Annotated in this window: 21 protein-coding genes; 8 read left to right on the top strand and 13 right to left on the bottom strand. The window is 73.4% G+C overall.

Features of this window, described 5'->3' with window-relative positions; translation table 11 throughout:
* Positions 1-147: 147 nt before the first annotated feature.
* Genes AC07BS_RS11335 through AC07BS_RS11325 form a run of 3 tightly spaced genes read right to left on the bottom strand, consistent with a single transcriptional unit; the run spans position 148 to position 4,439 of the window.
* Positions 148-906, bottom strand: a complete 759-nt coding sequence (locus AC07BS_RS11335; RefSeq protein WP_478931534.1) for a GNAT family N-acetyltransferase — start codon at positions 904-906, stop codon at positions 148-150.
* 6 nt (positions 907-912) lie between these two features.
* Entirely contained in the window at positions 913-2,847 is a 1,935-nt protein-coding gene (locus AC07BS_RS11330) for an IucA/IucC family protein (RefSeq protein WP_478931532.1), read from the bottom strand.
* Positions 2,844-4,439, bottom strand: coding sequence for a diaminobutyrate--2-oxoglutarate transaminase family protein (locus AC07BS_RS11325; RefSeq protein WP_478931530.1), 1,596 nt, complete (start codon positions 4,437-4,439; stop codon positions 2,844-2,846). The genes AC07BS_RS11330 and AC07BS_RS11325 overlap by 4 nt, the downstream gene beginning before the upstream one ends.
* Before the next feature lie 302 nt (positions 4,440-4,741).
* Here AC07BS_RS11325 and AC07BS_RS11320 point away from each other — a divergent pair, with 302 nt between their 5' ends.
* Positions 4,742-5,950 carry a trypsin-like serine peptidase gene (locus AC07BS_RS11320; RefSeq protein WP_478640997.1) on the top strand — a complete coding sequence of 403 codons (1,209 nt, stop codon included), beginning with the start codon at positions 4,742-4,744 and terminating at the stop codon, positions 5,948-5,950.
* Between the two features lie 96 nt (positions 5,951-6,046).
* On the opposite strand, the gene hflX is transcribed toward AC07BS_RS11320, so the two are convergent.
* The 6 genes from hflX to miaA form a co-directional block, all read right to left on the bottom strand.
* Positions 6,047-7,540 (bottom strand): GTPase HflX, encoded by a 1,494-nt coding sequence (hflX, locus tag AC07BS_RS11315; protein ID WP_478640999.1) that lies wholly within the window; start codon positions 7,538-7,540, stop codon positions 6,047-6,049.
* Between the two features lie 136 nt (positions 7,541-7,676).
* Positions 7,677-9,155: a M1 family metallopeptidase gene (locus AC07BS_RS11310; protein WP_478641000.1), complete on the bottom strand. Its 1,479-nt coding sequence runs from the start codon at positions 9,153-9,155 to the stop codon at positions 7,677-7,679.
* A gap of 162 nt (positions 9,156-9,317) precedes the next feature.
* Positions 9,318-11,468 carry a RelA/SpoT family protein gene (locus AC07BS_RS11305; protein WP_478641002.1) on the bottom strand — a complete coding sequence of 717 codons (2,151 nt, stop codon included), beginning with the start codon at positions 11,466-11,468 and terminating at the stop codon, positions 9,318-9,320.
* 242 nt (positions 11,469-11,710) lie between these two features.
* On the bottom strand, positions 11,711-12,601 hold the full coding sequence (gene dapF, locus AC07BS_RS11300) for a diaminopimelate epimerase (protein WP_478641004.1): 891 nt from the start codon (positions 12,599-12,601) through the stop codon (positions 11,711-11,713).
* Between the two features lie 95 nt (positions 12,602-12,696).
* The gene (locus AC07BS_RS11295; protein WP_478931844.1) at positions 12,697-13,173 is read right to left on the bottom strand and encodes a hypothetical protein; all 477 of its coding nucleotides are present in this window, start codon (positions 13,171-13,173) and stop codon (positions 12,697-12,699) included.
* A 107-nt stretch (positions 13,174-13,280) separates the two neighbouring features.
* Positions 13,281-14,219, bottom strand: coding sequence for a tRNA (adenosine(37)-N6)-dimethylallyltransferase MiaA (gene miaA / locus AC07BS_RS11290; RefSeq protein ID WP_478641006.1), 939 nt, complete (start codon positions 14,217-14,219; stop codon positions 13,281-13,283).
* A gap of 183 nt (positions 14,220-14,402) precedes the next feature.
* On the opposite strand from miaA, the gene AC07BS_RS11285 reads away from it, so the two are divergent.
* Both AC07BS_RS11285 and AC07BS_RS11280 read left to right on the top strand, forming a co-directional pair.
* Entirely contained in the window at positions 14,403-14,645 is a 243-nt protein-coding gene (locus AC07BS_RS11285) for a hypothetical protein (protein WP_478641007.1), read from the top strand.
* A 40-nt stretch (positions 14,646-14,685) separates the two neighbouring features.
* Positions 14,686-14,922 carry an antitoxin gene (locus AC07BS_RS11280; protein WP_478641008.1) on the top strand — a complete coding sequence of 79 codons (237 nt, stop codon included), beginning with the start codon at positions 14,686-14,688 and terminating at the stop codon, positions 14,920-14,922.
* Between the two features lie 203 nt (positions 14,923-15,125).
* On the opposite strand, the gene AC07BS_RS11275 is transcribed toward AC07BS_RS11280, so the two are convergent.
* Both AC07BS_RS11275 and miaB read right to left on the bottom strand, forming a co-directional pair.
* On the bottom strand, positions 15,126-15,848 hold the full coding sequence (locus AC07BS_RS11275) for a class III extradiol dioxygenase subunit B-like domain-containing protein (protein ID WP_478931525.1): 723 nt from the start codon (positions 15,846-15,848) through the stop codon (positions 15,126-15,128).
* A gap of 73 nt (positions 15,849-15,921) precedes the next feature.
* On the bottom strand, positions 15,922-17,448 hold the full coding sequence (gene miaB, locus AC07BS_RS11270) for a tRNA (N6-isopentenyl adenosine(37)-C2)-methylthiotransferase MiaB (protein WP_478641012.1): 1,527 nt from the start codon (positions 17,446-17,448) through the stop codon (positions 15,922-15,924).
* A 78-nt stretch (positions 17,449-17,526) separates the two neighbouring features.
* Here miaB and AC07BS_RS11265 point away from each other — a divergent pair, with 78 nt between their 5' ends.
* Entirely contained in the window at positions 17,527-18,528 is a 1,002-nt protein-coding gene (locus AC07BS_RS11265) for a TAXI family TRAP transporter solute-binding subunit (protein WP_478641013.1), read from the top strand.
* An 83-nt stretch (positions 18,529-18,611) separates the two neighbouring features.
* Here AC07BS_RS11265 and AC07BS_RS11260 read toward each other — a convergent pair whose 3' ends face one another.
* Together AC07BS_RS11260 and AC07BS_RS11255 are read right to left on the bottom strand one after the other, a co-directional pair.
* Positions 18,612-20,021, bottom strand: a complete 1,410-nt coding sequence (locus AC07BS_RS11260; protein WP_478641015.1) for a sensor histidine kinase — start codon at positions 20,019-20,021, stop codon at positions 18,612-18,614.
* Between the two features lie 14 nt (positions 20,022-20,035).
* Positions 20,036-20,734: a response regulator transcription factor gene (locus AC07BS_RS11255; protein ID WP_478641016.1), complete on the bottom strand. Its 699-nt coding sequence runs from the start codon at positions 20,732-20,734 to the stop codon at positions 20,036-20,038.
* Positions 20,735-20,992: 258 nt separating this feature from the next.
* On the opposite strand from AC07BS_RS11255, the gene AC07BS_RS11250 reads away from it, so the two are divergent.
* The 4 genes from AC07BS_RS11250 to AC07BS_RS11235 all read left to right on the top strand — a co-directional run bounded on the left by AC07BS_RS11250 (position 20,993) and on the right by AC07BS_RS11235 (position 24,503).
* The gene (locus AC07BS_RS11250) at positions 20,993-21,769 is read left to right on the top strand and encodes an amino acid ABC transporter ATP-binding protein (RefSeq protein ID WP_478641017.1); all 777 of its coding nucleotides are present in this window, start codon (positions 20,993-20,995) and stop codon (positions 21,767-21,769) included.
* Positions 21,770-22,016: 247 nt separating this feature from the next.
* Positions 22,017-22,937: a glutamate ABC transporter substrate-binding protein gene (locus tag AC07BS_RS11245; protein WP_478641018.1), complete on the top strand. Its 921-nt coding sequence runs from the start codon at positions 22,017-22,019 to the stop codon at positions 22,935-22,937.
* Between the two features lie 49 nt (positions 22,938-22,986).
* Positions 22,987-23,637 carry an amino acid ABC transporter permease gene (locus AC07BS_RS11240; protein ID WP_478641019.1) on the top strand — a complete coding sequence of 217 codons (651 nt, stop codon included), beginning with the start codon at positions 22,987-22,989 and terminating at the stop codon, positions 23,635-23,637.
* Entirely contained in the window at positions 23,634-24,503 is an 870-nt protein-coding gene (locus AC07BS_RS11235; RefSeq protein WP_478641020.1) for an amino acid ABC transporter permease, read from the top strand. The genes AC07BS_RS11240 and AC07BS_RS11235 overlap by 4 nt, the downstream gene beginning before the upstream one ends.
* The last annotated feature ends 10 nt before the right edge of the window (positions 24,504-24,513 follow it).

The following is a 24,513-nucleotide window of genomic DNA, read 5'->3' as shown; positions in this document are numbered from 1 at the left end:
TGACATCGCGGGCCGTGATCGCGCCACCCGGGCCGCCACCGACCCGCCACCGGCCGCCTCCGGCCCGCCCGCGGCGCGCGTCGCCCGGGGGCACCGTCACACCGCGCGCCACACCTGTCACAGCACGTCGCCCCACGGCATGGTGCGTCACAGCAGCCCGCGCAACGCCCGGTCGCGGATCATCACGGCCGCGTGCTTGTCGGGCAGCCGCACCTCGCCGGTCAGGCGGAAGCCCGCTCCCAGGAAGGCTGCCAGGGAGGGCGTGTTGCGCAGATCGGGCTCCCCGACGACCCGGCCGCAGGCCGGACGGCGGTCCAGGACGAGGTCGGCGACCGTCCGCAGCAGGAGCGTGCCCAGCCCCCTCCCCCGGTCGGTCACGTTGCCCAGCAGGAGGTGGAGGCCGGTGTCGTGCGGGCGGGAGGGGTAGTAGCGGGCGAGGGGGTCGAGGTCCGCGCGGTAGATCTCCCAGTAGCTCATGGGGACGCCGTCGAGCACCCCCAGGCAGGGCACGCTGCGGCCGTCCCCGTCGAGCTGGGCACGCAGGTGCCGCGCGGTCACCTCCTCCGTACCGGCCAGCCCCCAGAAGGCCGCGACCGCCGGATCGTTCATCCACCGGCTGAGCAGCCCGAGGTCGCGCCCGAGGTCGACCGGCATCAGCAGGAACGGTCCGGCATCCGTGCCGACGGACCCCCAGAAGGCGACGCCGTCGAGCAGATCGGGGGCGGGCGGCAGGACGGGGGCGCCCCGCCGCTCGCGGTCCATGAGCTCGATGAGCTCGGGCGTCAGTGGCAGTTCGAGGGGTAGCTCAAGCGTGTCGACGAGGTCCGCCGCCCCGGATCCGGAGCCGGCCCCTGATCCGGTGTCGGTCCCGAATCCGGCGTCGGCGCCGGTGCCGTCCGTGCTCATTCCGCCTCACCCCGCCGGTGCCGCGAGGGGGTTGGTGACCGTCACGTACACGGACTGGGTGTCGACCGGCCCCACGAGCTCGTCCAGGCCGCGCAGCCTGGTGAGGAGGTTGGCCTTGCAGCGCAGGGTGGGCGGGTCCAGCAGGCGGGCGGGGAGCGCCGACCGGGTGGGGGACGAACCGGAGAGGGTGTCCTTGAGGAAGCTGCGCAGGGCGGCCAGCAGCACCTCCTCGTCGGCCAGGCGCTGGGAGCCGAAGGCGCCGATCAGGCCGAGGAGGTTGTTGATGCCGAGGTAGTAGCCGAAGCGCTCGTCGGCGACGTCGTCCGCCACGAAGGTGTCGCTCTCCCGGCCGATGCCGGACAGCAGCCCGTCGAGCGCGGCGCGGTGGGACTCCCGGAAGTAGTAACCCTGGTTGTCGCGGTAACGGCCGCCGACGGGCCAGCCGTCACCGTCGAGAAGGACGAGGGTGTTCTGCTGGTGGGCCTCCAGCGCGATGCCCATCTCGCCGTCGAGCCACAGCAACGGCCGGACGATCGCGTCCAGATAGCGCAGGAACCACTCGGCGGCGACGGCTCCGGCGGGCCGGCCCGTACGGAAGGCGAGCCGGCCGACGATGTCGGCGAGGCGCGAGCTCATGGCGGGCTGTCCGGCGGGCGTGGCCGTGCCGGGCCAGGGGCGGGGCGAGACGAGCCCGGCGACGCAGACGGCGTCGTCGCCGGGGCCGAAGGGGTTGTGCCGGACGACGACGTCGGCGCCGCGCAGCGGGGTGCCCTCGGGGGTGTCGACCGCGAGCCAGGCGGGGTCGCGGACGATGTCGAAGCCGAGGCCGCCGGGGCAGGCCGCCCGCCAGCGCTCGGCGACGCCGCTGCGCAGCAGCCGGTGCACCTCGACACCGCGCCGCAGCTCCTTGCGGAGGTTCTCCCGGCGGGAATTGGTGACGCGCAGACCGAGGGAGAACTTCAGCATGGCCGGCGCACCGGGCCGGTGGGCGGTGCGCACGGAGGAGGTGGCGTACCAGGGGTCGCCGTGGACGCCGAGGTCGTGCAGCAGGCCGGCGTCGAAGAGGCGGGCGGCGTCGGGGCGGTGCCGGAGGTCGCGGGCCTGCCAGGGATGGACCGGGAGCGCGACGGTGCCGGACGGGAGGGAGCGTTCCAGGACGGGCCCGGCGAGGCGGGCGGTCAGGGTGGGCGCGTCGACGGCGCGGCCGCGCTCGGTCCAGGCGGAGTCGGCGGCCAGGACGGAGCGGTCGACGGCGAACCAGTGCAGCGGGAAGCCGCCCCGCGTCTCGGGCGAGAAGCCGGCCGTCTCGGCCTCGGACAGGCCCTCGCGGCTCTTGGGCGCGGGGTGGAGGGGGTGGCCGAGCAGCAGGGACTGCTCGGCGTGGAGGAAGAGGGCGTCGTCGCCGGGGTCGGCGGGGGCCGCGCGCCGGTCGGCGAGGAAGACGGCCGTGCGCCGGGCCGAGTCGGCGACCCGGGCGACGAGCTCGGCGCCCTCGTCGGTGGGCGGGTGGCCGGCCTGGGCGGCCCGGTGGGCGGCCTCGCGGCCGAGCAGGGCGGCCAGGGTGACGGCGTCGAAGGCCGGGGCGTCGTCGGGACCGCCCGTGAGGGTGACCGTGCCGAAGCGGTGCCAGCCGGTGCGGGACCAGTAGCGCACGGGGACGCTGAGCGGGATGCCGGAGGCGTTGAGCGGGAGGTAGAGGATGTCGCCGTGGGGGCGCGGGATGTCGTTCTCGCGCACCCAGCAGCGCAGCAGGTTCTCGACGGCGGCGGCGTCGGCGGCCGCGCGGGGGTCGGGGTCGTCCAGCGGCTCGGGCCGGTCCGGCAGGGCGGACGGGATGGTGGCCGCGGCGGGGACGCCGGTCGGGGCGGCGCGGTGACCGCCCGGGCGGGGCACCACGGGGGGCGCGGCCGGGGACGCCTCGGTGGGGCGGGACGCGTTCATGCGGTGTGCGGCGCGCTGCTGCACGGCGTTCCGGCCGGGGTCGCGGCGCCTGCCTCCTTCGGCGTGCGAGGGGTGGGGATGCGTCGGCCGGAACGGGCGACCGCGGCGACGGCGTCGGCCAGGCGGTCGAGGACGGCGTCCGCCTGCTCGTCGGTGATGGTCAGGGGCGGCAGGAGACGGACCACGCAGGAGTGGCGGCCGCCCAGCTCGACGATGAGGCCGCGGCGCAGGCACTCCCGCTGGACGGCGGCGGCCGGCCCGGGGGCGGCGGGCAGCGGCCCGGCACCATGACGACGGGCGTCGTACGGGCCCCCGTGGTGCGGAGCGGTGTCGTGCGGCCCGGCATCGCACGGACCGGTCTCGTGCGGACCGGTCTCGTGCGGACCGGCATCGCACGGACCGGTCTCGTACGGGCCGGGGCCGCCGGGCCCGGGGGCGCCGGGTGCCGCCGACTCGGGGTCGACGAACTCGACGCCGATCATCAGTCCCCGGCCGCGCACCTCAGCCACGCAGTCGTATTCGGCGGCCAGCGGGCGCAGCCGGTCGAGCATGCGCGCGCCGAGGGTGGCGGCCCGCTCGGCGAGCCCGTTCTCCCGGACGTGGCGCAGGGTGGCGGTGCCGGCGGCCATGGCGAGCTGGTTGCCGCGGAAGGTGCCGGCGTGGTCGCCGGGCCGCCAGGTGTCGAGCTCCTCGCGGTAGACGACGACGGCGAGGGGGAGGCTGCCGCCGATGGCCTTGGAGAGGACCATCACGTCGGGGACGATCCCGCTGTGCTCGACGGCCCAGAAGGCGCCGGTGCGGCCGACGCCGGTCTGCACCTCGTCGGCGATCAGCGGGATGCCGCGGGCCGCGGTGATCTCGCGCATGCGGCGGAGCCAGCCGTCGGGGGCGGGCAGCACGCCGCCCTCGCCCTGCACGGGTTCGACGATCATCCCGGCCGGGGCGGGGACGCCGCTCGCGGGGTCGTCGAGCAGGCTCTCCGTCCAGTGGGCCGCCAGCCGCTCGCCGGTCTCGCCGCCGACGCCGAAGGGGCAGCGGTAGTCCTGCGGGAAGGGCAGCCGGGTGACGCGCACGCTCGGCGCGCGGCCGGAGACGGCGAGGGCCCCGGCGGTCATGCCGTGGTAGGCGCCGGAGAAGGCCAGCAGCCCGTCGCGGCCGGTGGCGTTGCGGACGAGCTTGAGGGCGGCCTCGACCGCGTCGGTGCCGGCCGGTCCGCAGAACTGGACGCGGGCCGACGCGGCCAGCCGCGGCGGCAGGGTGGCGAACAGCTCGCTCGTGAACTCGTCCTTGACCGGCGTGGCGAGGTCCAGGACGTGGAGGGGGGCGCCGGAGTCGAGGACGGAGCGGATGGCTTCGAGCACCACGGGGTGGTTGTGGCCGAGGGCGAGCGTCCCCGCGCCGGAGAGGCAGTCGAGGTAGCGGCGGCCGTCGGCCCCTTCGATCGTCAGTCCGCGGGCGCGGACGGGGACGATCGGCAGCGAGCGGGCGTACGTACGGGCCGCCGACTCGCGTGCGGCCTGGCGGCGCAGGATGCCTTCGTGGCCGGCCGGGGCGCCGGGCGGTACGGGCGGCGGTAGTTGGGTCAGGGCCACGGCTCGGTTGCCTCCTCCTGCCGCTGAACGACGGTCGGGTGTCCCCCGTACGTACCAACGACGCCACGAGCTGCGGATCACGGCCGGAACACAAGTTCCTTCGCTCCGGAACCAAGATCCTTCGTACCGGAACCAAGATCCTTCGCGCCGGAACCGCCCACCCGCCCCCGTCCGTCTCTCCCGGCACCGGCATAGTGTGGCCCTGCCCCTCGCCGGGGCGGTGCATGACAAGTTCACATCATTCCGCGCGCACAGCGGGCATTCGTCCACAACTGGTACAGATCACAGGGGGAGTCCACTCCATGCCATCGACACGCCGGCCGGCCCTGGCCGCCGCCGCACTCACCGCCGCGTTGGCGCTGACCGCCACCGCGTGCGGTCCGTCCGACGACAAGGCCTCGGGCGGCGACACCAAGCCCAGCGCGGCCGCGAGCCAGCAGGGAGACGACCTCCCCAGCCTGCCGAAGGGCATCCCGAGCCAGGAGCTCGAGAAGTGGAAGAAGAAGTGGAAGGACGGCGCCTGGAAGAACTGGGACAAGGAGCAGTGGCTCCGTGAGGCCCGGGACTTCATCAACCCGATCATCGAGGGCCACTGGAAGCCCGACACGATGAAGGACGCCCGGTCCAGCGACAAGACGCTCTCCACCCAGGGCGCCCCGGGCGGCGTGCCGGGCGGCGGCAGCGCCAGCGACGAGGGCGTCACGGACCCCGTGCCGCGCCCGGTGCAGGCCAAGGCCGTCAACCTGCCGTACCACAACAACGCGGCCCCGGTGGGCAAGGTGTTCTTCGACAGTCCCGAGGGCCACATGGTCTGCTCGGCGACCGTCGTCAAGGACCCGGCACACCCCGGCAAGTCCAACATGGTCTGGACCGCGGGCCACTGCGTCCACGCCGGCAAGAAGGGCGGCTGGTACCGCAACATCGCCTTCGTCCCGTCGTACAACGACAAGGGCCTGCCGGCCTCGCAGGTCAACTCCGCGCCGGTGACCGACGTCGCGCCGTACGGCGTGTGGTGGGCCGACTGGGCGCAGACCTCCAGCCAGTGGATCACCCAGGGCGCCGAGACCGGTGGCGCGGGCGCCCCGTACGACTTCTCCGTGCTGCACGTGAAGTCGGAGAACGGCAACGGCAAGTCGCTGGAGGAGACGGTCGGCAACGCCCTGACGGTCGACTTCAGCACGCCGCAGGTGAAGTCGATCCAGAGCATGGGCGCCTGGGGCTACCCGGCCGCGCCGCCCTTCGACGGCCAGAAGATGTACGACTGCATCGACAAGCCGAGCCGGCTGACCATCGAGCCGTCGCAGCCGACCATGTACCGCATCGGCTGCACGATGACCGGCGGCTCCTCCGGCGGCGGCTGGTTCGCCCCGGGCCCGGACGGCAAGGCCGTGCTGGTGTCCAACACCTCGATCGGCCCGTCCAACAGCACCTGGCTGGCCGGCCCGCGCCTGGGCCCCGAGGCCAAGGGCGTCTACGACGCGCTCAGCCGGAAGTTCGCCAACAAGCGCTAGCGCGCATGGTTCCCCGCGCCCCTTCGGGGCGCCGAAGCCGGAAGGCCCGCACCGACAGTCGTCGGTGCGGGCCTTCCGCGCGTTTGGGACGCGCGCTCAGGCGCGCGCGGCGGGCGCGTACCGCTGGAGCTCGGCGGCGAGCTCCTCGTGGACCCGCGCCTTGATCAGCGTGCCCTCCGGGGTGTGCTCCTCGGAGATCACCTCGCCGTCGGCGTGCACCCGCGCGACCAGGGAGCCGTGCGTGTACGGCACGAGCGCCTCGATCTCCACGGCGGGCCGCGGCAGCTCGCTGTCGATCAGCGCCAGCAGCTCCTCGATGCCCTCGCCCGTGCGCGCCGAGACCGCGATGGAGTGCTTCTCGATGCGCATCAGCCGCTGGAGGACGAGCGGGTCGGCCGCGTCCGCCTTGTTGATCACGACGATCTCGGGCACGTCCACCGCGCCGACGTCCCGGATCACCTCGCGGACGGCCGCCAGCTGCTCCTCCGGGTCCGGGTGCGCGCCGTCGACCACGTGGAGGATCAGGTCGGAGTCGCCGACCTCCTCCATCGTGGAGCGGAACGCCTCGACCAGGTGGTGCGGCAGGTGCCGGACGAAGCCGACGGTGTCGGCGAGGGTGTAGATCCGGCCCGAGGGGGTCTCGGCCCGGCGCACGGTCGGGTCCAGGGTGGCGAACAGGGCGTTCTCCACCAGCACGCCCGCGCCGGTGAGGCGGTTGAGCAGGGAGGACTTGCCGGCGTTGGTGTAACCCGCGATGGCGACCGAGGGGATCTTGTTCCGCCGGCGCTCCTGGCGCTTGATGTCGCGGCCGGTCTTCATCTCCGCGATCTCCCGGCGCATCTTCGCCATCTTCTCGCGAATCCGGCGCCGGTCCGTCTCGATCTTGGTCTCACCGGGACCACGGGTGGCCATGCCGCCGCCGGACGAGCCGGAGCCACCACCACCCATCTGCCGGGACAGCGACTGACCCCAGCCGCGCAGCCGGGGCAGCATGTACTGCATCTGGGCCAGCGAGACCTGCGCCTTGCCCTCGCGGGACTTGGCGTGCTGGGCGAAGATGTCGAGGATCAGGGCGGTCCGGTCGACCACCTTGACCTTGACGACGTCCTCGAGGTGGATCAGCTGGCCGGGGCTGAGCTCACCGTCGCACACGACGGTGTCGGCACCGGTCTCCAGGACGATGTCACGGAGCTCCTGGGCCTTGCCCGAGCCGATGTACGTGGCCGGGTCCGGCTTGTCGCGGCGCTGGACGACACCGTCGAGCACCATGGCGCCCGCGGTCTCCGCGAGCGCGGCCAGCTCCGCCAGGGAGTTGTCCGCGTCCTGCGCGGTGCCGGACGTCCATACGCCGACCAGCACTACGCGCTCCAGACGCAGCTGCCGGTACTCGACCTCTGTGACGTCCTCCAGCTCGGTGGAGAGACCCGCCACGCGCCGAAGCGCCGCGCGCTCGGAGCGGTCGTACTGATCGCCGTCGCGCTCCCCGTCGATCTCGTGGCTCCAGGCGACGTCCTCTTCCATCAGGGCGTCGGCCCGAAGGCTCTCCGGGAGGCTCTGCCGGTCCTGCGGAAGGGAAGAAGAGGAGGTCATTTGATCCTTTACGTCGTCGGTACCCGGGCCCCCGGGTGGAGGGCCCGCACCGTCGGCAACGTCCCGCGGCCCCCGGAGATTCCCGGGGCCGGCGGCCCCGCCGACCCGTCGATGGTCCCACGCCCCCGCCGGGCCGTCACGCGGGTTTCCGCGGGGCCGCCTTCCAGTCGGGGTGGCCGGGCATCGGCGGGGTCTTGGCGCCGTACAGCCAGGGCTTCAGGAAGCCCGACTGATCGCGGCCCGAGATCTCGGAGGCGAGGGCGACGAAATCGGCCGTGGTGGCGACGGAGTCGCGGTAGCGGGAGACCCAGGCACGCTCCAGGCGGTCGAAGGCGGCCGTGCCGATCCGCTGCCGCAGCGCGTAGAGGACGAGCGCGCTGCCGTCGTAGACGACCGGGCGGAAGATGCTGATCTTCTTGCCGGGCGTCGCCCCCTTGGGGGCGGCCGGCGGGCCGCCCTCGGCGCGCCACTGGTCGGAGAGCCCGTAGGCGGCGCGCATGCGGTCCTGCAGCCTGCGGCCGGCCTTCTCCTCCGCGTACAGCGACTCGTACCAGGTGGCGTGCCCCTCGTTGAGCCACAGGTCCGACCACTGGCGCGGGCTGACACTGTTGCCGAACCACTGGTGGGCGAGCTCGTGGACCATGACCGACTCGATGTACCAGGCGGGGAAGCCGGGCTTGAGGAAGAGGTCGCGCTCGAAGAGGGAGAGGGTCTGGGTCTCCAGCTCGAAGCCGGTGGTGGCGCCGGCGATGAGCACGCCGTAGCTCTCGAAGGGGTACGGGCCGACCTTGCCCTCCATCCAGGAGACGTGGGCGGGGGTCTTCGTCGTCCAGGCGTCCAGCTCCTTCTGGTCCTCCGCGGGCACCACGTCACGCAGCGGGAGGCCGTGCGGGCCGGAGCGCTGGGGCACGGCGGAGCGGCCGATGGCGACCTGGGCGAGCTCGGTGGCCATGGGGTGGAGGGTGCGGTAGACCCAGGTGGTGTTCTCCCCCTCGGTGGTGCGCCCGGCGGGCCGGCCGTTGGCGACGACCGTGAGGTCCTTGGGGGCGGTGACGCGGAAGGTGAACAGCGCCTTGTCGGAGGGGTGGTCGTTGCCGGGGAAGACGCGGTGTCCGGCGTCGGCCTGGTTGGCCATGACCAGGCCGTCCGTGGTGGGCACCCAGCCGCCGTCGCCGTCGCCGCGCGGGTCGCTGGTGTGGTGGACGGTGACGGTGAACGAGGCACCGGCCGCCACCGGCTTCGCCGGGGTGACGACCACGTCCTCCCCGGCGGCCGCGTACTCCGCCCGGGCCCCGTCGACCTCCAGCGCGCCGATCGTGCCGTGGGTGAAGTCCAGGTTGAAGCGCTCCAGCCGGGTGCCGGCACGGGCGACGATCCTGGTCACGGCGTCGAGCGGCTGGTTGTTCGCCCGGTAGACGAAGGAGATGTCGTAGGCGGCGATGTCGAAGCCGGGGTTGCCCAGGTGAGGGAAGAGCCGGTCGCCGATCCCCAGGGGGACCGGGGCGGGCGGCGCCGCGGCCCCCAGGACCAGGGCGGCCGAGGCCGCGACCAGGACGGCACGGCGGCGCAGGGACTGACAGCGCTGAGGGGTGCGGCCCCCCGGTGAGTACGGCATGCGTCCACGGCTACCAGCGCCACGCGGCCCACCGGTGGCGGCACGACGCCGTCCCACCCTTACGAGCGTTTCGGATGGTGGGAGGAGTGTCGTATGGCCCTTTTTTGGGCATACGGGGCGCCCGGTGCGCGCCCATGACGACTCGGCCGGAAGACCACGTGGCTACGACGGCGCCGCCGCCACCGCCCGGCCGGCCCGCTCGACGTCGTAGACGCCCGGCACGCGCCGCATGGCCCGCATCAGCTCCGGCAGCAGGGAGGCGTCCGGCAGCTGCAGGGTGTACGTGTGCCGGACGCGCTGTTCGTGCGGCGGCTCGACGGCGGCGGAGATGACGGCGGCACCACCGGCGGCGATGACCTCGGTCAGATCGGCGAGGAGCCGGGGCCTGCTGAACGACTCGGCACGCAGGGTGACGCGGTAGTCGCCGGACCCTTCGGCGCCGGGGCCGGTCCAGCGCACCCGCACGGGCCGCCGGCCGGAGGCGGTCATCCGGTCGACCACGGGACAGGGCGCGCGGTGGACGGTCACCGACCCGCCGCGCACGGCGAAGCCGGTGATCTCGTCGGGAGGCACGGGCGTGCAGCAGCCGGCCAGACGCACGCCTCCTCTGGGCGGCTTCTCGCCCTCGGCGACGGCGACCGGCCCCCCGGCGGCGGGGGCGCCGGAGCGCTGGACGGGCCGGGGCGGCCCGGGGGCGGGCGGCGCCACGGGCGCCGGGGCGACGGGATCGGGGACCGGGTGGGCGGCCAGCCAGCGGCCGATGGCGATCCGGGCGGCCGGCGTGCGGGCGTGTTCGAGCCAGTCCGGCGACGGCCCCGAGGCGGAGTCGGAGGACATCAGCAGGTGCAGTGTGTCGCCGTCGCGCAGCACCGTGCTGAGCGTGGCGAGGCGGCCGTTGACGCGGGCGCCGATGCAGTGGTGGGCGCCGTCGCCGAACTGTGTGTAGGCCGCGTCGACACAGCTGGAGCCGGCGGGGAGTCCGATCGTCCCGCCGTCGGCGCGGAAGACCGTGACCTCCCTGTCCTGGGCGAGGTCGTCGCGCAGGGAGGTCCAGAAGGTGTCGGGGTCGGGGGTGGCGCGCTGCCACTCCAGCAGGCGGGAGAGCCAGCCGGGGCGGGTGGGGTCGGCGCGCTCGCCGGTGGGGTCGGCGCGCTCGCCGTCGGCCGCGTCGGGGGCCTCCGGGGCGGCGTAGGGGTTGCCCAGGGCGATGACGCCCGCCTCGGCGACCCGGTGCATCTGGTGGGTGCGGATGAGCACCTCGGCCGCGTGGCCGTCCTCCCCGGCGACGGCGGTGTGCAGCGACTGGTAGAGGTTGAACTTCGGGGCCGCGATGAAGTCCTTGAACTCCGAGATGAACGGGGTGAAGCAGGTGTGGAGCTCGCCCAGCACGGCGTAGCAGTCGGCGTCCTCCGCGACGAGCACGAGCAGCCGGCCGAGGTCGGACCCGGTCGGCTCGCCGCGTTTGAGGAGGACCCGGTGGACGGAGACGAAGTGGCGCCTGCGGACGAGGACTTCGGCGGCGATGCCCGCCTCGCGCAGGACGGCCCGCACCCGCGCGGCCGTGGCCCGCAGGGGGTCGGGGCGGCCGCTGTGGGCGAGGACCAGATCGCGGGTGCGGGCGTACTCCTCGGGGTGGAGGACGGCGAAGACCAGGTCCTCCAGCTCGGTCTTGAGCGCCTGGACGCCGAGCCGTTCGGCGAGCGGGATCAGGACGTCCCGGGTGACCTTGGCGATGCGGGCCTGTTTCTCGGGGCGCATCACGCCGAGCGTGCGCATGTTGTGCAGCCGGTCGGCGAGCTTGATGGACATCACACGGACGTCGTTGCCCGTGGCCACCAGCATCTTGCGGAAGGTCTCGGGCTCGGCGGCGGCGCCGTAGTCGACCTTCTCCAGCTTGGTGACGCCGTCGACCAGGAAGCGCACCTCCTCGCCGAACTGCGCGCCCACCTGATCGAGCGTCACCTCGGTGTCCTCGACGGTGTCGTGGAGGAGGGAGGCGGTCAAGGTCGTCGTCTCCGCGCCCAGTTCGGCCAGGATCAGGGTGACGGCCAGCGGGTGGGTGATGTACGGCTCGCCGCTCTTGCGGGTCTGGCCCCGGTGCGAGGACTCGGCGAGGGCGTAGGCGCGGCCGAGGATGCGGAGGTCCGCGCCGGGATGGTGGCCGCGGTGGACCTTGGCGACGTGGTCGATGGCATCGGGGAGCCGGCCGCGGGCACCCGAGCCGCCGAGCGCCGCCCGCCCGAGCCGTCTCAGGTCGAGACGGCGGCCGCGCCTGCGGCCGGGAGCACCTTCGTTCGTGGCCTCTGCGCTCATGGGCACCTCCGGCAGCCTCGACCGGCGGTGGGCTCACGCCTCCGGACCGGTGCTTGATGCTACCGAGCCCATCACGCACCGCTCACCCGCTCTCGCCCAGAGTGAAACGGATCACCCATTCGAGGGAGCCCACCGCGCGGCGGGGCGGGCAGGGGCCGACGGAGCCGCCGCGCCCGGGCGAGGCCGGGGCGGGAGGCGCCGCGCCCGGGCGAGGCCGGGGCGGGAGGCGCCGGGCGGCGGCGTCAGGCGGTCGCCGCGGCGAACCAGGAGGCGTCCAGGCGGCCTTCGGCGACGATCACGGCGGGGCCGGTCATCTCGACCGTGCCGTCCGGGTGCTCGCTGATCATCAGACGTCCGCCGGGCAGGTCCACCCGGTACGTGACGGGGTGGCCCAGGACGGCCGGGTCGGCGCCGTCCCGGCGGGCGGTCGCGACCATCACGGCGCAGGCGCCCGTGCCGCAGGACCGGGTCTCGCCGGAGCCGCGCTCGTGGACCCGCAGGGCGACGTGGCGCGGTCCTCGGTCGACGACGAACTCGACGTTCGTGCCGTCCGGGTACGCGGCGGCGGGGGCCACACCGGGGGCCTCCAGCAGCTTCCCGGCGTCGGCCAGGTCGTCGACGAAGGTGACGGCGTGCGGGTTGCCCATGTTGACGTTGCGCGCGGGGCGGGTGACACCGTCGACGGTGACGGTGACCTCGCCCTCCGGGAGCACCGCCCGGCCCATGGAGACGGTGATGTCGCCCGGCTCGCCGTCCGGACCGGGCTTGGCGATGTGGGCGCCGCGCACGCCGGCGCGGGTGGCGACGGCGACGTCGCCCTCCTCGACGAGGCCCGCGTACCGCAGGTAGCGCGCGAAGACGCGGACACCGTTGCCGCACATCTCGGCGATGCTGCCGTCACTGTTGCGGTAGTCCATGAACCACTCGGCCTCGCCGGCCATGGCGCGCGCCTCGGGGTGCGCGGCGGAGCGCACGACCCGCAGCACGCCGTCCGCGCCGATCCCGGCCCGCCGGTCGCACAGCCTGGCGACGGCGGCGGGGGACAGGTCGAGGCGGTTGTCGTGATCGGGGATGATCACGAAGTCGTTCTCGGTGCCGTGACCCTTGAGGAAGACGATCTGCGCGGTGCTCACGCTTCGATGGTACGGGGGGCCGGCGGGGACGCCTCGCCGGGCCCGTGACCGCGGGCCGGGGCCGGGGCCGGGTGGGCCGCCGGGCCAGGAGCGGGTCAGCGCAGCCGCGCCACGCGCCACACGGCGAGGACGACGGCCACGGAGACGAGGGCGGCGTAGGCGGCCACGTAGCGCCAGTCCGGGCGGCGGCCGGAGCCGCGGGGCGGCAGGCCGGGCCAGGTGTAGCCGACGCGACGGGCGGCCATCATGCCCCAGCCGGCGGCGCAGCAGCTGATGAGCAGGCCGAGCATGGCCACCACAGGGCCGCCGTCGCCGAACTCGAACGCGAGCGGGAAGGAGAACATCAGCGAGCCGATGGCGGCGAGCACGACGATGGGCGCGAGCTGCCAGACGCGCAGTTTGCGCTGTGGCCGCAGTTCGCGCCACCACGCCGGGGCGGTCGCCTCCGGCGTCGTGTCCGCGGTGTCGTCCGGGCCGTCCGGGGTCAGCTCGTCCGGCTCTCCCCCGGCGACCGCGGGGAGACTCCCCGCGCGCGGCGGCTGCTGCGGTCTGTCACGAGGGCCGGCCTCCATCGCCACGCGCCCTCCCAACTCGGACTTCACGGCTCGATCGAGCCTTGATGATGGCACGTCGGACGACGCCCGCACGGCGTGCGGAGCGTCCCGATGCCATCACGTGATCAGGCTGTGACCGCCCGTTCGACCAACGCCAGCGCTTCCCCGGGGAGTTCCGCGCGCCGGTCGGCCGCACCACTGAGCCAGTGGACGCGGGAGTCCCGCCGGAACCAGGAGTCCTGGCGGCGCGCGAAGCGCTTGGTGGCGCGGACGGTCTCGGCCCGCGCCGCCTCCTCCGTGCACTCCCCCGCGAGGAAGTCGAGCACCTGCTGGTAGCCGAGCGCACGGGAGGCCGTGCGCCCGTCGCGCAGCCCCTCGCGCTCCAGCGCGCGCACCTCGTCCACGAGCCCCGCCTCCCACATGCGGTCCACCCGTACGGTGATCCGCTCGTCCAGCTCGGGCCGCTCGACGTCGACGCCGATCTGCAGGGCGTCGTAGACGGGCTCCTCACCGGGCAGGTTGGCGGTGAAGGGGCGCCCGGTGAGCTCGATGACCTCCAGGGCCCGCACGATGCGGCGGCCGTTGCCCGGCAGGATGGCGCGGGCGGCGTCGGGGTCGGCCTCGGCGAGGCGGGCGTGCAGGGCGCCCGGGCCCCGCTCGGCCAGCTCGGCCTCCAGCCGGGCCCGCACGGCCGGGTCGGTGCCGGGGAACTCCATGGCGTCGATCGCGCCCTTGATGTACAGGCCGGAGCCCCCGACGAGCACGGGGGTGCGGCCCTCGGCCAGCAGGCGGTCGATCTCGGCCCGCGCCAGCCGCTGGTACTCGGCGACGCTGGCCGTCTCGGTGACGTCCCAGACGTCGAGGAGGTGGTGGGGGACGCCCTGCCGCTCCTCCACGGTCAGCTTGGCGGTGCCGATGTCCATGCCGCGGTAGAGCTGCATGGAGTCGGCGTTGACGACCTCCCCGCCCAGGTGCTGGGCGAGGGCGACGCCGAGATCGGACTTGCCGGCCGCCGTGGGACCGACGACGGCGATGACCCGGGGTGCGGGGACTGCGTTTCTCACCAGAGCAGTGTCCCAAACCTCACGGCCGCCCCACGAACGAGCGACGTGACGCGACGCCGACGCCTTCGTTGCCTGTTGCGAGGTTCCGAGAGCCGATTCGCGGACCGGCGTCCGCAGGGAACGCCGTGGGCCGCCCCCGGCGACAAGGGATTTCGCTCACACCAGTAAGGTAATGGAGTAGATATGGGCGTGTTTGCAAGGCTTCTCCGCAGGAAGTCGCCGGCGTCAACGGACGAGGCCGCGGCTGCCACCCGGACGGCGGAATCCACCGACGTCGCCGAGACGGCGGAGGAGAAGCCGGAGGAGGCGGCCGAGGCCAAGGCCGAGGACGCCGCGGAGGAGCCGGCCGAGGGAGTCGAGATCCCGAAGCAGCAGTCCGCGGAGAAGGCGGCCGACAGCGAGGCCGGTGAGGGCGCCCGCAAGTAGGTGTGGCAAGGAACGACGAGGGGCGGTCTCCATGGGCCTGATGAACGATCTCAAGGCCAAGCTCGGTCCGCTGAAGGACAAGGTCGGCGATCTCGCGCAGCAGCACGAGGAGACGATCGGCCGCGGACTGGAGAAGGCCGCGCAGGCGGTCGACGAGAAGACCAAGGGCAAGTACAGCGGGCAGATCCGGACCGGCACGAGCAAGGCCCGGGACGTCCTCGGCCGGCTCGCCGAGAAGGACGGCAGGGCCGGCGGTACGGGCTCCGGGGGCCACTGACCCTCCGACCGCCTTCCGACCCTCGTCGGCGGCCGTGGAGCGTGCTCCGCGGCCGTCGCCGTGCCGGGGCCCGTCCCCGGCCCGAACCCCGTGGCGCCGGAGCGTGCGCAGCGGCCGGCCCCTCGGGGGCCGGCCCGGCACGGGCGGGGCCGGACCCTGGCGGGGGCCAGGGCCGGCTCGCCACTAGGGCCAGCCCACCACCGCTAGGACCAGCTCGCCACGAAGTACCCCACCCCGTACGGCGCCTCGTCGTGGAGCAGCCTGCCGGCCAGTCCGGCGCCCTCCGCCGCACCCGCCAGCACCTGCCAGGGTGCCCGTCCGGCGGCCTTCAGCTCGTACGCCGACTCCGCGTCCATGGCGGCCAGCGCCGCCGTGTCGGCGGCTCCCAGGGCCCGCGCCGCGGCGGCGTCGAAGGGCTCCGCGCGCTCGTCGAGATAGCCGGGCGCCTTCACGGTCCGGCAGGCGCTGCCGTCCCCCATCACCAGCAGGGCGAGGCGCTCGGCGCCCTCCGCCAGCTCCCGGCCGGCGGCCAGGCACCGCTCCGTCTCCAGCTCCTCCCCCACGCCCAGGCCCGTCACGGGCGCGGCGGCCCAGCGGGTGCGCTCCAGCAGCCAGGCGGCCACGGCGAGGGACGGCGGCAGCGGGCGGGCGTCGGCGGGTCCGTCCGCCGGGCCGGCGGACCCCAGCCGGACGGCGAGGTCCACGCCGAACTCGCGGAACGACCCTGCGGCACCCTCCGGGTGCGCTCCCCGGCCCTCGGGGGCCGCGGGCCCGACGACGAGCAGGCGGTCCGGGCGGGCGGCCGCCAGGACCGCCACGGCGTCGAGGCAGGCGGCCCGCAGGGCGTCCAGTTCGGAGGCGGCGCCGGCGGCGACCTCCGGGACGAGCAGCGGCGGGCAGGGGCATACGGCAGCGGCGACGAGCATGCGGGAACGATACGCCCCGCCCGGGTCCTGCCGTCGGCACGGACCCGGGCGGGGCGCGGGAAGCGGAAGGGGATCAGCCGGTGAGGCCGCACCCCGGGGCGGCCGGGGCGGGCAGCGGCGCGGGCGCGCCGATGCTCGGGATGCCCAGCATCACGCCCTGGGGCTTGTCCGCCGGGGCGGCGGTGCGCTTCTCCCAGGCGTCGCCGGAACGGGTCCGGCGCACACTCTTGGTCGGACCCTCGGCCAGCAGGTGGTGCGGGGCCGCGTAGGTGATCTCGACGGTCACCATGTCGCCCGGGCGGACCGGCTCGTCGGGCTTGGTGAAGTGCACCAGGCGGTTGTCGGGGGCGCGACCGGACAGGCGGTGCGTCGCGTCGTCCTTGCGGCCCTCGCCCTCGGCGACCATGACCTCCAGGGTCCGGCCGACCTGCTTCTTGTTCTCCTCCCAGGAGATCTCCTCCTGGAGGGCGACCAGGCGCTCGTAGCGCGCCTGCACGACCTCCTTGGGGATCTGGCCCTCCATGTCGGCGGCCGGGGTGCCGGGGCGCTTGGAGTACTGGAAGGTGAAGGCCTGCGCGAAGCGGGCCTCGCGGACGACGTGCAGGGTCTGCTCGAAGTCCTCCTCGGTCTCGCCGGGGAAGCCCACGATGATGTCGGTGGAGATGGCGGCGTCCGGCATGGCGGCGCGCACCTTCTCGATGATGCCCAGGAAGCGCTCCTGGCGGTACGAGCGGCGCATCGCCTTGAGCACGGTGTCCGAGCCCGACTGCAGCGGCATGTGCAGCTGGTGCATCACGTTCGGCGTCTCGGCCATCGCGGCGATCACGTCGTCGGTGAAGTCGCGCGGGTGCGGCGAGGTGAAGCGCACGCGCTCCAGGCCCTCGATCGTGCCGCAGGCGCGCAGCAGCTTGGAGAACGCCTCGCGGTCGCCCATGTCGGAGCCGTAGGCGTTGACGTTCTGGCCGAGCAGGGTGATCTCGCTGACGCCCTCGTCGACGAGCGCCTCGACCTCGGCGAGGATGTCGCCGGGGCGGCGGTCCTTCTCCTTGCCGCGGAGCGCCGGGACGATGCAGAACGTACAGGTGTTGTTGCAGCCGACGGAGATCGAGACCCAGGCGGCGTAGGCGCTCTCGCGGCGCGTCGGCAGCGTCGAGGGGAAGGCCTCCAGCGACTCGGCGATCTCGACCTGAGCCTCCTCCTGGACGCGGGCGCGCTCCAGCAGGACGGGCAGCTTGCCGATGTTGTGCGTGCCGAAGACGACGTCGACCCAGGGGGCGCGCTTGACGATCGTCTCGCGGTCCTTCTGGGCGAGGCAGCCGCCGACGGCGATCCGCATGCCGGGCCGCTTGGTCTTCATGGGGGCGAGCCGGCCGAGGTTGCCGTAGAGCTTGTTGTCGGCGTTCTCACGGACCGCGCAGGTGTTGAAGACGACGACGTCGGCGTCACCCTCGGCGGTGCCCTCGGGCGCGCGGACGTAGCCGGCGTCCTCCAACAGGCCGGAGAGCCTCTCGGAGTCGTGGACGTTCATCTGGCACCCGTAGGTGCGTACCTCGTATGTTCCCTGGACGTCCACTGCCTGGCTCCGGTCGCTGCTGGTCATGCAACCAGGGTAGGTGGTGCCGGGGGAAGCTCCTCCCTAACCCTGGATCGGGCGGGGACGGGCTGGCAGTATCCGCGCATGGTTCCCCGACTCGCGCTCCCGGCCCGGCGCCGTGCCCTGCGGACGGGCGTGGTGGCCGCCGCCGTGCTCGCGCTGCTGATGTGGTGGCTCCTGCCGCCGGCCGAGGGGCCCGTGCCGGGCGGCCGGATCCGGGTGGCGACGGGTGTGCCGACGGGCGTCTACGCCAAGTACGGCGACCTCCTGAAGGAGGACCTGGCGCGCGATCTCCCGGGCCTCGACGTACGGCTGCGGGCCAGCGAGGGGTCGGTGGACAATCTGCGGCAGCTGACGAGCGGCAGGGCGGACTTCACCCTGGCGACCGCCGACGCGGTGGGCACCTACCTCGACGAAGGGGGACCGGGAGCGGAGCGGCTGCGGGCCTGCGCCCGGCTGTACGACGACTACATGCAGCTGGTGGTGCGGCGGGACTCCCCGGTGCGGTCCACGCGCGACCTCAAGGGCCTCAGGGTGGGCGTGGGCGCGGACGGCTCGGGGGTACAGCTGATCACCCGGCGGCTGCTCGCCGCGGCCGGTCTCGGCTTCGACCGGGACATCACCCCCGTACGGGTCGGCATCGACCGGATGCCGGGGCTGCTGGAGCGGGGCGAGCTCGACGCGTTCTTCTGGTCCGGGGGCCTGCCGACGAGCGCGATCCAGTCGCTGGGCGGCCGGCTGCCCATACGGCTGGTGCAGCTGGGCGACCTCCTCGGGCCGCTGCTCGCGCAGGGGCGCCTGACGCGGTTCTACCGGGCGGCGGTGATGCCGGCGGACGCCTATCCGGAGTTCGGGGCCGCGGCGGACAGCGTGAAGACGATCGCGGTGGCGAACCTGCTGATCACGACGGACGACGCGGACGCCGGGCTGACCGAGAGCATCACGCGCACCGTCATCCGGAGCCGGGACCGCATCGGCGTCCAGGTGCACGCGGCGCAGAAGGTGGACCTCCGTACGGCGATCTTCACCGATCCGCTGGAGCTCCACGAGGGCGCCCGCCGGTACTACCTCTCGGCGAAACCCTGAGGCGCGAGGCGCGAAACCCTGAGGCACCGAGGCGCGCGGCCCTGAGGCACCGAGGCTCCTGAGGCCCCGGGGCGCGGGCCGGGTCAGTCCGCCGGCCCGTCGCGGGGCACCGCGATCGTCGCCCGCAGCCCGCACGGTTCGTTCTGCGCGTACGACAGGGTGCCACCGCCCGCCGTCAGCAGGGCGCGCGAGATGGACAGTCCGAGGCCGGAGCCGGAGACGTTCTGGTGCCGGCCGCTGCGCCAGAAGCGGTCGCCGATGCGGGTGAGCTCCTCCTCTGTGAGACCGGGGCCGCCGTCCGCGACCGTGATGTGCACCCGGTCGCCGGCGACCGCGACGCCGACGTCGACCCGGGCCCCGGCCGGTGTGAACTTGAGCGCGTTGTCCACGACCGCGTCGAGGGCGCTGGAGAGCGCGATCGGGTCGGCCCAGCCGGTGACGGCGGCCGGGCCGCCGTAGGCCAGGGTGACGCGTTCGCGGGTCGCGACCGGGGACCAGGCGCCCACCCGGTCGGTGACGATCTCCGCTATGTCGGTCAGCTGGGCGTCGCCGGCGGCGTGCTCGGCCAGGGCCAGGTCCAGCAGGTCGTCCAGGACGCGGCCCAGCCGCTTCCCCTCGGCGCGCACCGAGCGGATCTCCTCGTGCCCCTCCGGCAGGTCCAGGGCCACCAGGTCGATGCGCAGCAGCAGGGCCGACAGGGGGTTGCGGAGCTGGTGCGAGGCGTCGGCGACGAAGGCGCGCTGCTGTTCGAGGACCTCCTCGACGTTGTCGGCCATCTCGTTGAAGGAGCGGGCCAGGCGGCGCAGTTCCGGTGGTCCGCTGTCGGCGGCCACCCTGGAGTTCATCCGCCCGGTGGCGATGCCGTGGGCGGCGGCGTCCAGGGTGCGTACGGGCTTGAGCACCCACCCCGTGAGCCGGAAGGCGGCCGCGACGGCCACGAGCATGGCCGCCGTCTCGCCGGCGCCGAGGAGCATCCAGTCGTGGACGATGCGGGAGCGCAGCTGCCCGGTCGGCGAGTGGGTCACGACCACGGCCACGACGTCGCCGTCGCGGATCACGGGCGAGGCGACCGTCAGCCTGCTGTGCCGCCAGGGCCAGACCTGTCCGGGGTCGCTGCTGCGGCGCCCCGCGAGGGCCTCCTGGAAGGCCTGCCGGACCTCGCCCCGGCCGGGCAGCCGCCACCCGGCGGGGGCACTGGCCAGGGGCTCCCCGGTGCGCTGGAAGACCCCGGCATGGATGCCGTACAGCTCCTCGTAGCGGCCCAGTTCGGCGTCCAGCACCGCGAGCCGCTCGCCCTTGGCCTCGGTCGAGCCGGGCGTGGGGGTGGCGATGACGTACTGCGCGAGGGAGGCGAAGCGGGCGGTGTCGTCGATGCGGTCCACGACCACGCGTTGCTGCTGCACGGCGGCCATGCCGGCGGCGAGCGGGAAGCCGAGGGCCAGCAGGACGCCCGCCATGAGGACGATGAGCAGTGGGAGGAGTCGGGTGCGCACGGTCCGGTCGACTCCTACGCCGGGACGACGATCTTGTAGCCGACGCCGCGGACCGTCTCGATGAGGGCGGGCATGCGCAGCTTGGAGCGGAGCGAGGCGATGTGCACCTCGAGGGTGCGCCCGGTCCCCTCCCAGCTGGTGCGCCACACCTCACTGATGATCTGCTCCCGGCGGAAGACGACGCCCGGGCGCTGGGCGAGCAGCGCCAGCAGGTCGAACTCCTTGCGGGTCAGCGGGACGACGGCGCCGTCCACGGCGACGCGGCGGTTGGGGAGCTCGATGGTCAGCGGGCCCAGGGTGAGGGACCGCGGGCCGTCGGGCCCGGGCGGCCGGACGTCCTCGGTGGGCGGGGTGCGCCGGGCCACGGCGTGGATGCGGGCGAGGAGTTCGCCTGTGTCGTAGGGCTTGACCACGTAGTCGTCGGCACCGAGGTTCAGCCCGTGGATCTTCGAGCGGGTGTCGGAGCGGGCGGTGACCATGATGACGGGGGTGGCCGTACGCTTGCGGATCTTGCCGCAGACCTCGAAGCCGTCCTGGTCGGGCAGTCCGAGGTCGAGCAGGACGACGCCGAACGGCTCGCCGGCGCCCGGCAGGAGGGCCTGCAGGGCCTCCTCGCCGCTGCGCACGTGGGTCACCTCGAAGCCGTGCCGGGCCAGTACGGCCGACAGGGCGGCGGCGACGTGATCGTCGTCCTCCACGAGCAGCAGTCTCATCGGCCCCCTCCGGGCGGCTGTGGTGCGGCAACACCGCATCCACGCCGATGGATGCCCGGTACGTCAAGGGGTTCCTGCCCGGCCGGGGGCTTCCGTTATGCAGCCGGTACGCCCGGGCGCCCCCGACCGCCCCGCTGACGCACCGTGTCCGCTTGAAGCCGGATCGTTATGCTCAATTTCCGCTCAGATGTAATGACGCTGGTCGTTGCGGCTCATTAGGGTCCTCCCCAACCGAGGAGGACGGAGCGAGGAACGCCGATGAGCGAGATATCGGTGACCAAGGACGCGGCGCCCGCCGCGGACGCACTGGTCGTCCTGAACAAGGTCAACAAGCACTTCGGCGCGCTGCATGTGCTCCAGGACATCGACCTGACCATCGCGCGAGGCGAGGTCGTAGTCGTCATCGGGCCGTCGGGCTCCGGCAAGTCCACATTGTGCCGCACCATCAACCGCCTGGAGACCACGGACTCCGGCACGATCACCATCGACGGCAGGCCACTGCCGCAGGAGGGCCGCGAGCTGGCGCGGCTGCGCTCCGACGTCGGCATGGTCTTCCAGTCGTTCAACCTCTTCGCGCACAAGACGGTGCTGGAGAACGTGACGCTGGGCCAGATCAAGGTCCGCCGGAAGGACCGGAAGTCGGCCGAGGAGAAGGCCCGGACCCTGCTGGACCGCGTCGGGGTGGGCGCGCAGGCGGACAAGTACCCCGCGCAGCTCTCCGGCGGTCAGCAGCAGCGTGTGGCCATCGCCCGCGCCCTGGCCATGGACCCCAAGGTCATGCTCTTCGACGAGCCGACGTCCGCCCTGGACCCGGAGATGATCAACGAGGTGCTGGAGGTCATGCGGCAGCTCGCCCGGGACGGCATGACGATGGTCGTCGTCACCCATGAGATGGGTTTCGCCCGCTCCGCCGCCAACCGCGTGGTCTTCATGGCCGACGGCCGCATCGTCGAGGAGGCGCGGCCGGACCAGTTCTTCAGCAACCCTCGCAGCGACCGGGCGAAGGACTTCCTGTCGAAGATCCTGCACCACTGACCGACCGACGGCCCGAGCTCCCCGTCGAGCGGCCGGCCGGCCCACCGGACGATCCCGCGTCACCCGGCATCCCGCCACCGAGCGATCCCCGCCACCGCGCCGGCGCCCCTCCGCCGGCCGTCTCCCCGGCCGTCCCGGCCGTGCCCCGCCGGCACGGCGCCGCGACACCACCCACCGCCGGCCCTTCCCCCGCCCCACAGCACCGGCGACCGACGCCAACGCCCCGCAGACGCAAAGGATGTTCTCCATGAAGCACCGCTCCACCGCCACTGCGGCCGTCGCGCTGCTGGCGCTCGCCGCGACCGCCACCGCCTGCGGCAAGTCGGGCAGCCCCGACGAGAAGGGCGGCGCGTCCTCCGACGGCGCCAAGGCGCCGTCGGGTCTCACGTACAAGATCAACACCTCGGCCGACGTCAAGGACTCCTCCGTCTTCGCGAAGATCAAGGGCAAGACGATCACCATCGGCACCAAGGCGGACCAGCCCGGCCTCGGCTACGAGAACCCCGGCACCAAGAAGCGCTCCGGCTTCGACGTCGAGATCGCCCGCATGATCGCCGCGGACCTCGGCTTCGACGAGGACCACATCAAGTTCGTGACCGTCCCCTCCGAGGCGCGCGAGACGCAGATCGCCAGCGGCGGCGTCGACCTCTACGTGGGCACGTACACGATCAACGACGAGCGCAAGAAGCAGGTCGGCTTCGGAGGCCCGTACTACGTCGCCGGCCAGGACCTGCTGGTCAAGACGGACAGCTCCATCAAGGGACCGGACGACCTCAAGGGGAAGAAGGTCTGCTCGGCGACCGGCTCCACCCCGCTCAAGCGGATCAAGGAGCCGAAGTACGGCGTGGCCGAGGCCAAGGCGCAGCAGGGTTACCAGCTGTGCGTGCAGGACCTGGTCAACGGCTCCGTCGACGCGGTCACCACGGACGACTCGATCCTCAAGGGCTACGCGGCCGAGAACAAGGGCGCCCTGAAGGTCGTCGGCAACCCCTTCTCCAAGGAGCCGTACGGCGTCGGCCTCAAGAAGGAGGACACGGCGCTGCGCGAGGCGGTCAACAAGGCGCTGGAGGCGCACGTGCAGAACGGCGACTGGAAGAAGGCGTACGACGCGACCCTCGGCAAGTCCGGCTCCGCGGCCCCCACCCCGCCCGCGGTCGAGCGCTACTGACCCGGCGGACGGTGCCGGATGACCGCCACGCGATACCCGGAGAATTGACGTGAACGTTCTGTCGGACAACTTCGCGATGTTCCGCGAAGGCTTCGTCGGCACCGTCGAGCTGACGGCGCTCAGCGCCCTGCTCGCCCTGGTGCTGGGCATCCTGGTCGCGGCGTTCCGCGTCTCTCCGGTGCCCGCGCTACGGGCGTTCGGCACCGCCTGGGTGACGCTGCTGCGCAACACCCCGCTGGTGCTGCTCTTCCTCGCGGTGACCCTGGGGCTGCCCGCCCTCGGACTCAAGGGCTGGGACTCCTTCTGGCTCGCGGTGATGGCCCTGGGGTGCTACACCTCGGCGTTCATCTGCGAGGCCGTCCGGTCCGGCATCAACACGGTGCCGGTGGGCCAGGCGGAGGCCGCCCGGTCGATCGGGATGACCTTCGGCCAGACGCTCGGCCAGATCGTGCTGCCGCAGGCCGCCCGGACGGCGATACCGCCCATAGGCAGCCTGCTGATCGCCCTCGCCAAGAACACGGCGATCGCGTCGGGCTTCAACGTCACCGAGCTCGGCTCGGTCCAGAAGACGCTCAACGCGGCGTCGGGCTACAACATTTACGTGATCTTCCTGTGGATCGCGATCTGCTACATCATCATCACATTCACGATCAGCGGCCTCTTCCGGCTGCTGGAGAACCGGCTGGCGGTGGCCCGATGAGCGGCAGCGTCCTGTACGACGTCCCGGGCCCGCGGGGCCGGGCCCGCAACCGCCTCTACGGCGCGCTCTCCGTCGTCGCCCTCGTGGCCCTGGCGGCCTTCGTCGTCTACCGGCTGGACGAGACCGGGCAGTTCCAGGCCGGCCTGTGGGACGACTACGAGTACACGGAGACCCAGCAGCGCATCGTCGACGGCCTGCTGACGACCCTGAAGACGTTCGCGATCGCCGCGGTGCTCTCGCTGGCGCTGGGCGCCCTGCTGGCCACCGCGCGGCTCTCGGACCACCGGCCGGTGCGCTGGGCGGCCACGGTGGCCGTGGAGTTCTTCCGGGCGATGCCCCTGCTCATCATGATCTTCCTGCTGTACGCGGCGGTGTTCACCGCGGACCCGATGTGGGCACTGGTCATCGGACTCGTGCTCTACAACGGCTCGGTGCAGGCGGAGATCTTCCGCTCGGGCATCAACGCCGTGCCCAAGGGCCAGAGCGAGGCGGCCTACGCGCTCGGGCTGCGCAAGACGCAGGTGATGGCGAGCGTGCTCGTGCCCCAGGCGGTCCGCTCGATGCTGCCGTCGATCATCAGCCAGCTCGTGGTGACCCTGAAGGACACCTCCCTCGGCTTCATCATCCTCTACGAGGAGCTGCTGTTCGTCGGGAAGGCCTTCGCCCAGCAGACCCCGCCCGTGAACGGCGTCTACGCCTTCATCCCGATGGTGATCGTGTTCGGTTCGATCTACATCCTGCTGTGCCTGGCGCTGTCGTCCCTCGCCACCTGGGTCGAACGGCGCACCCAGCGCTCCCGCAAGGGCACTCCGCCGCCCATGCCCGCCACGACCCCGGTGGGCACCGGCGAGGGCGCGGGGGGCTGAGCCGGGGCGG

The organism is Streptomyces sp. NPDC044063, from assembly GCF_056434285.1.
Note: the sequence above shows the minus strand (reverse complement) of the source record. Positions and strands in the feature narration are given on the sequence as shown.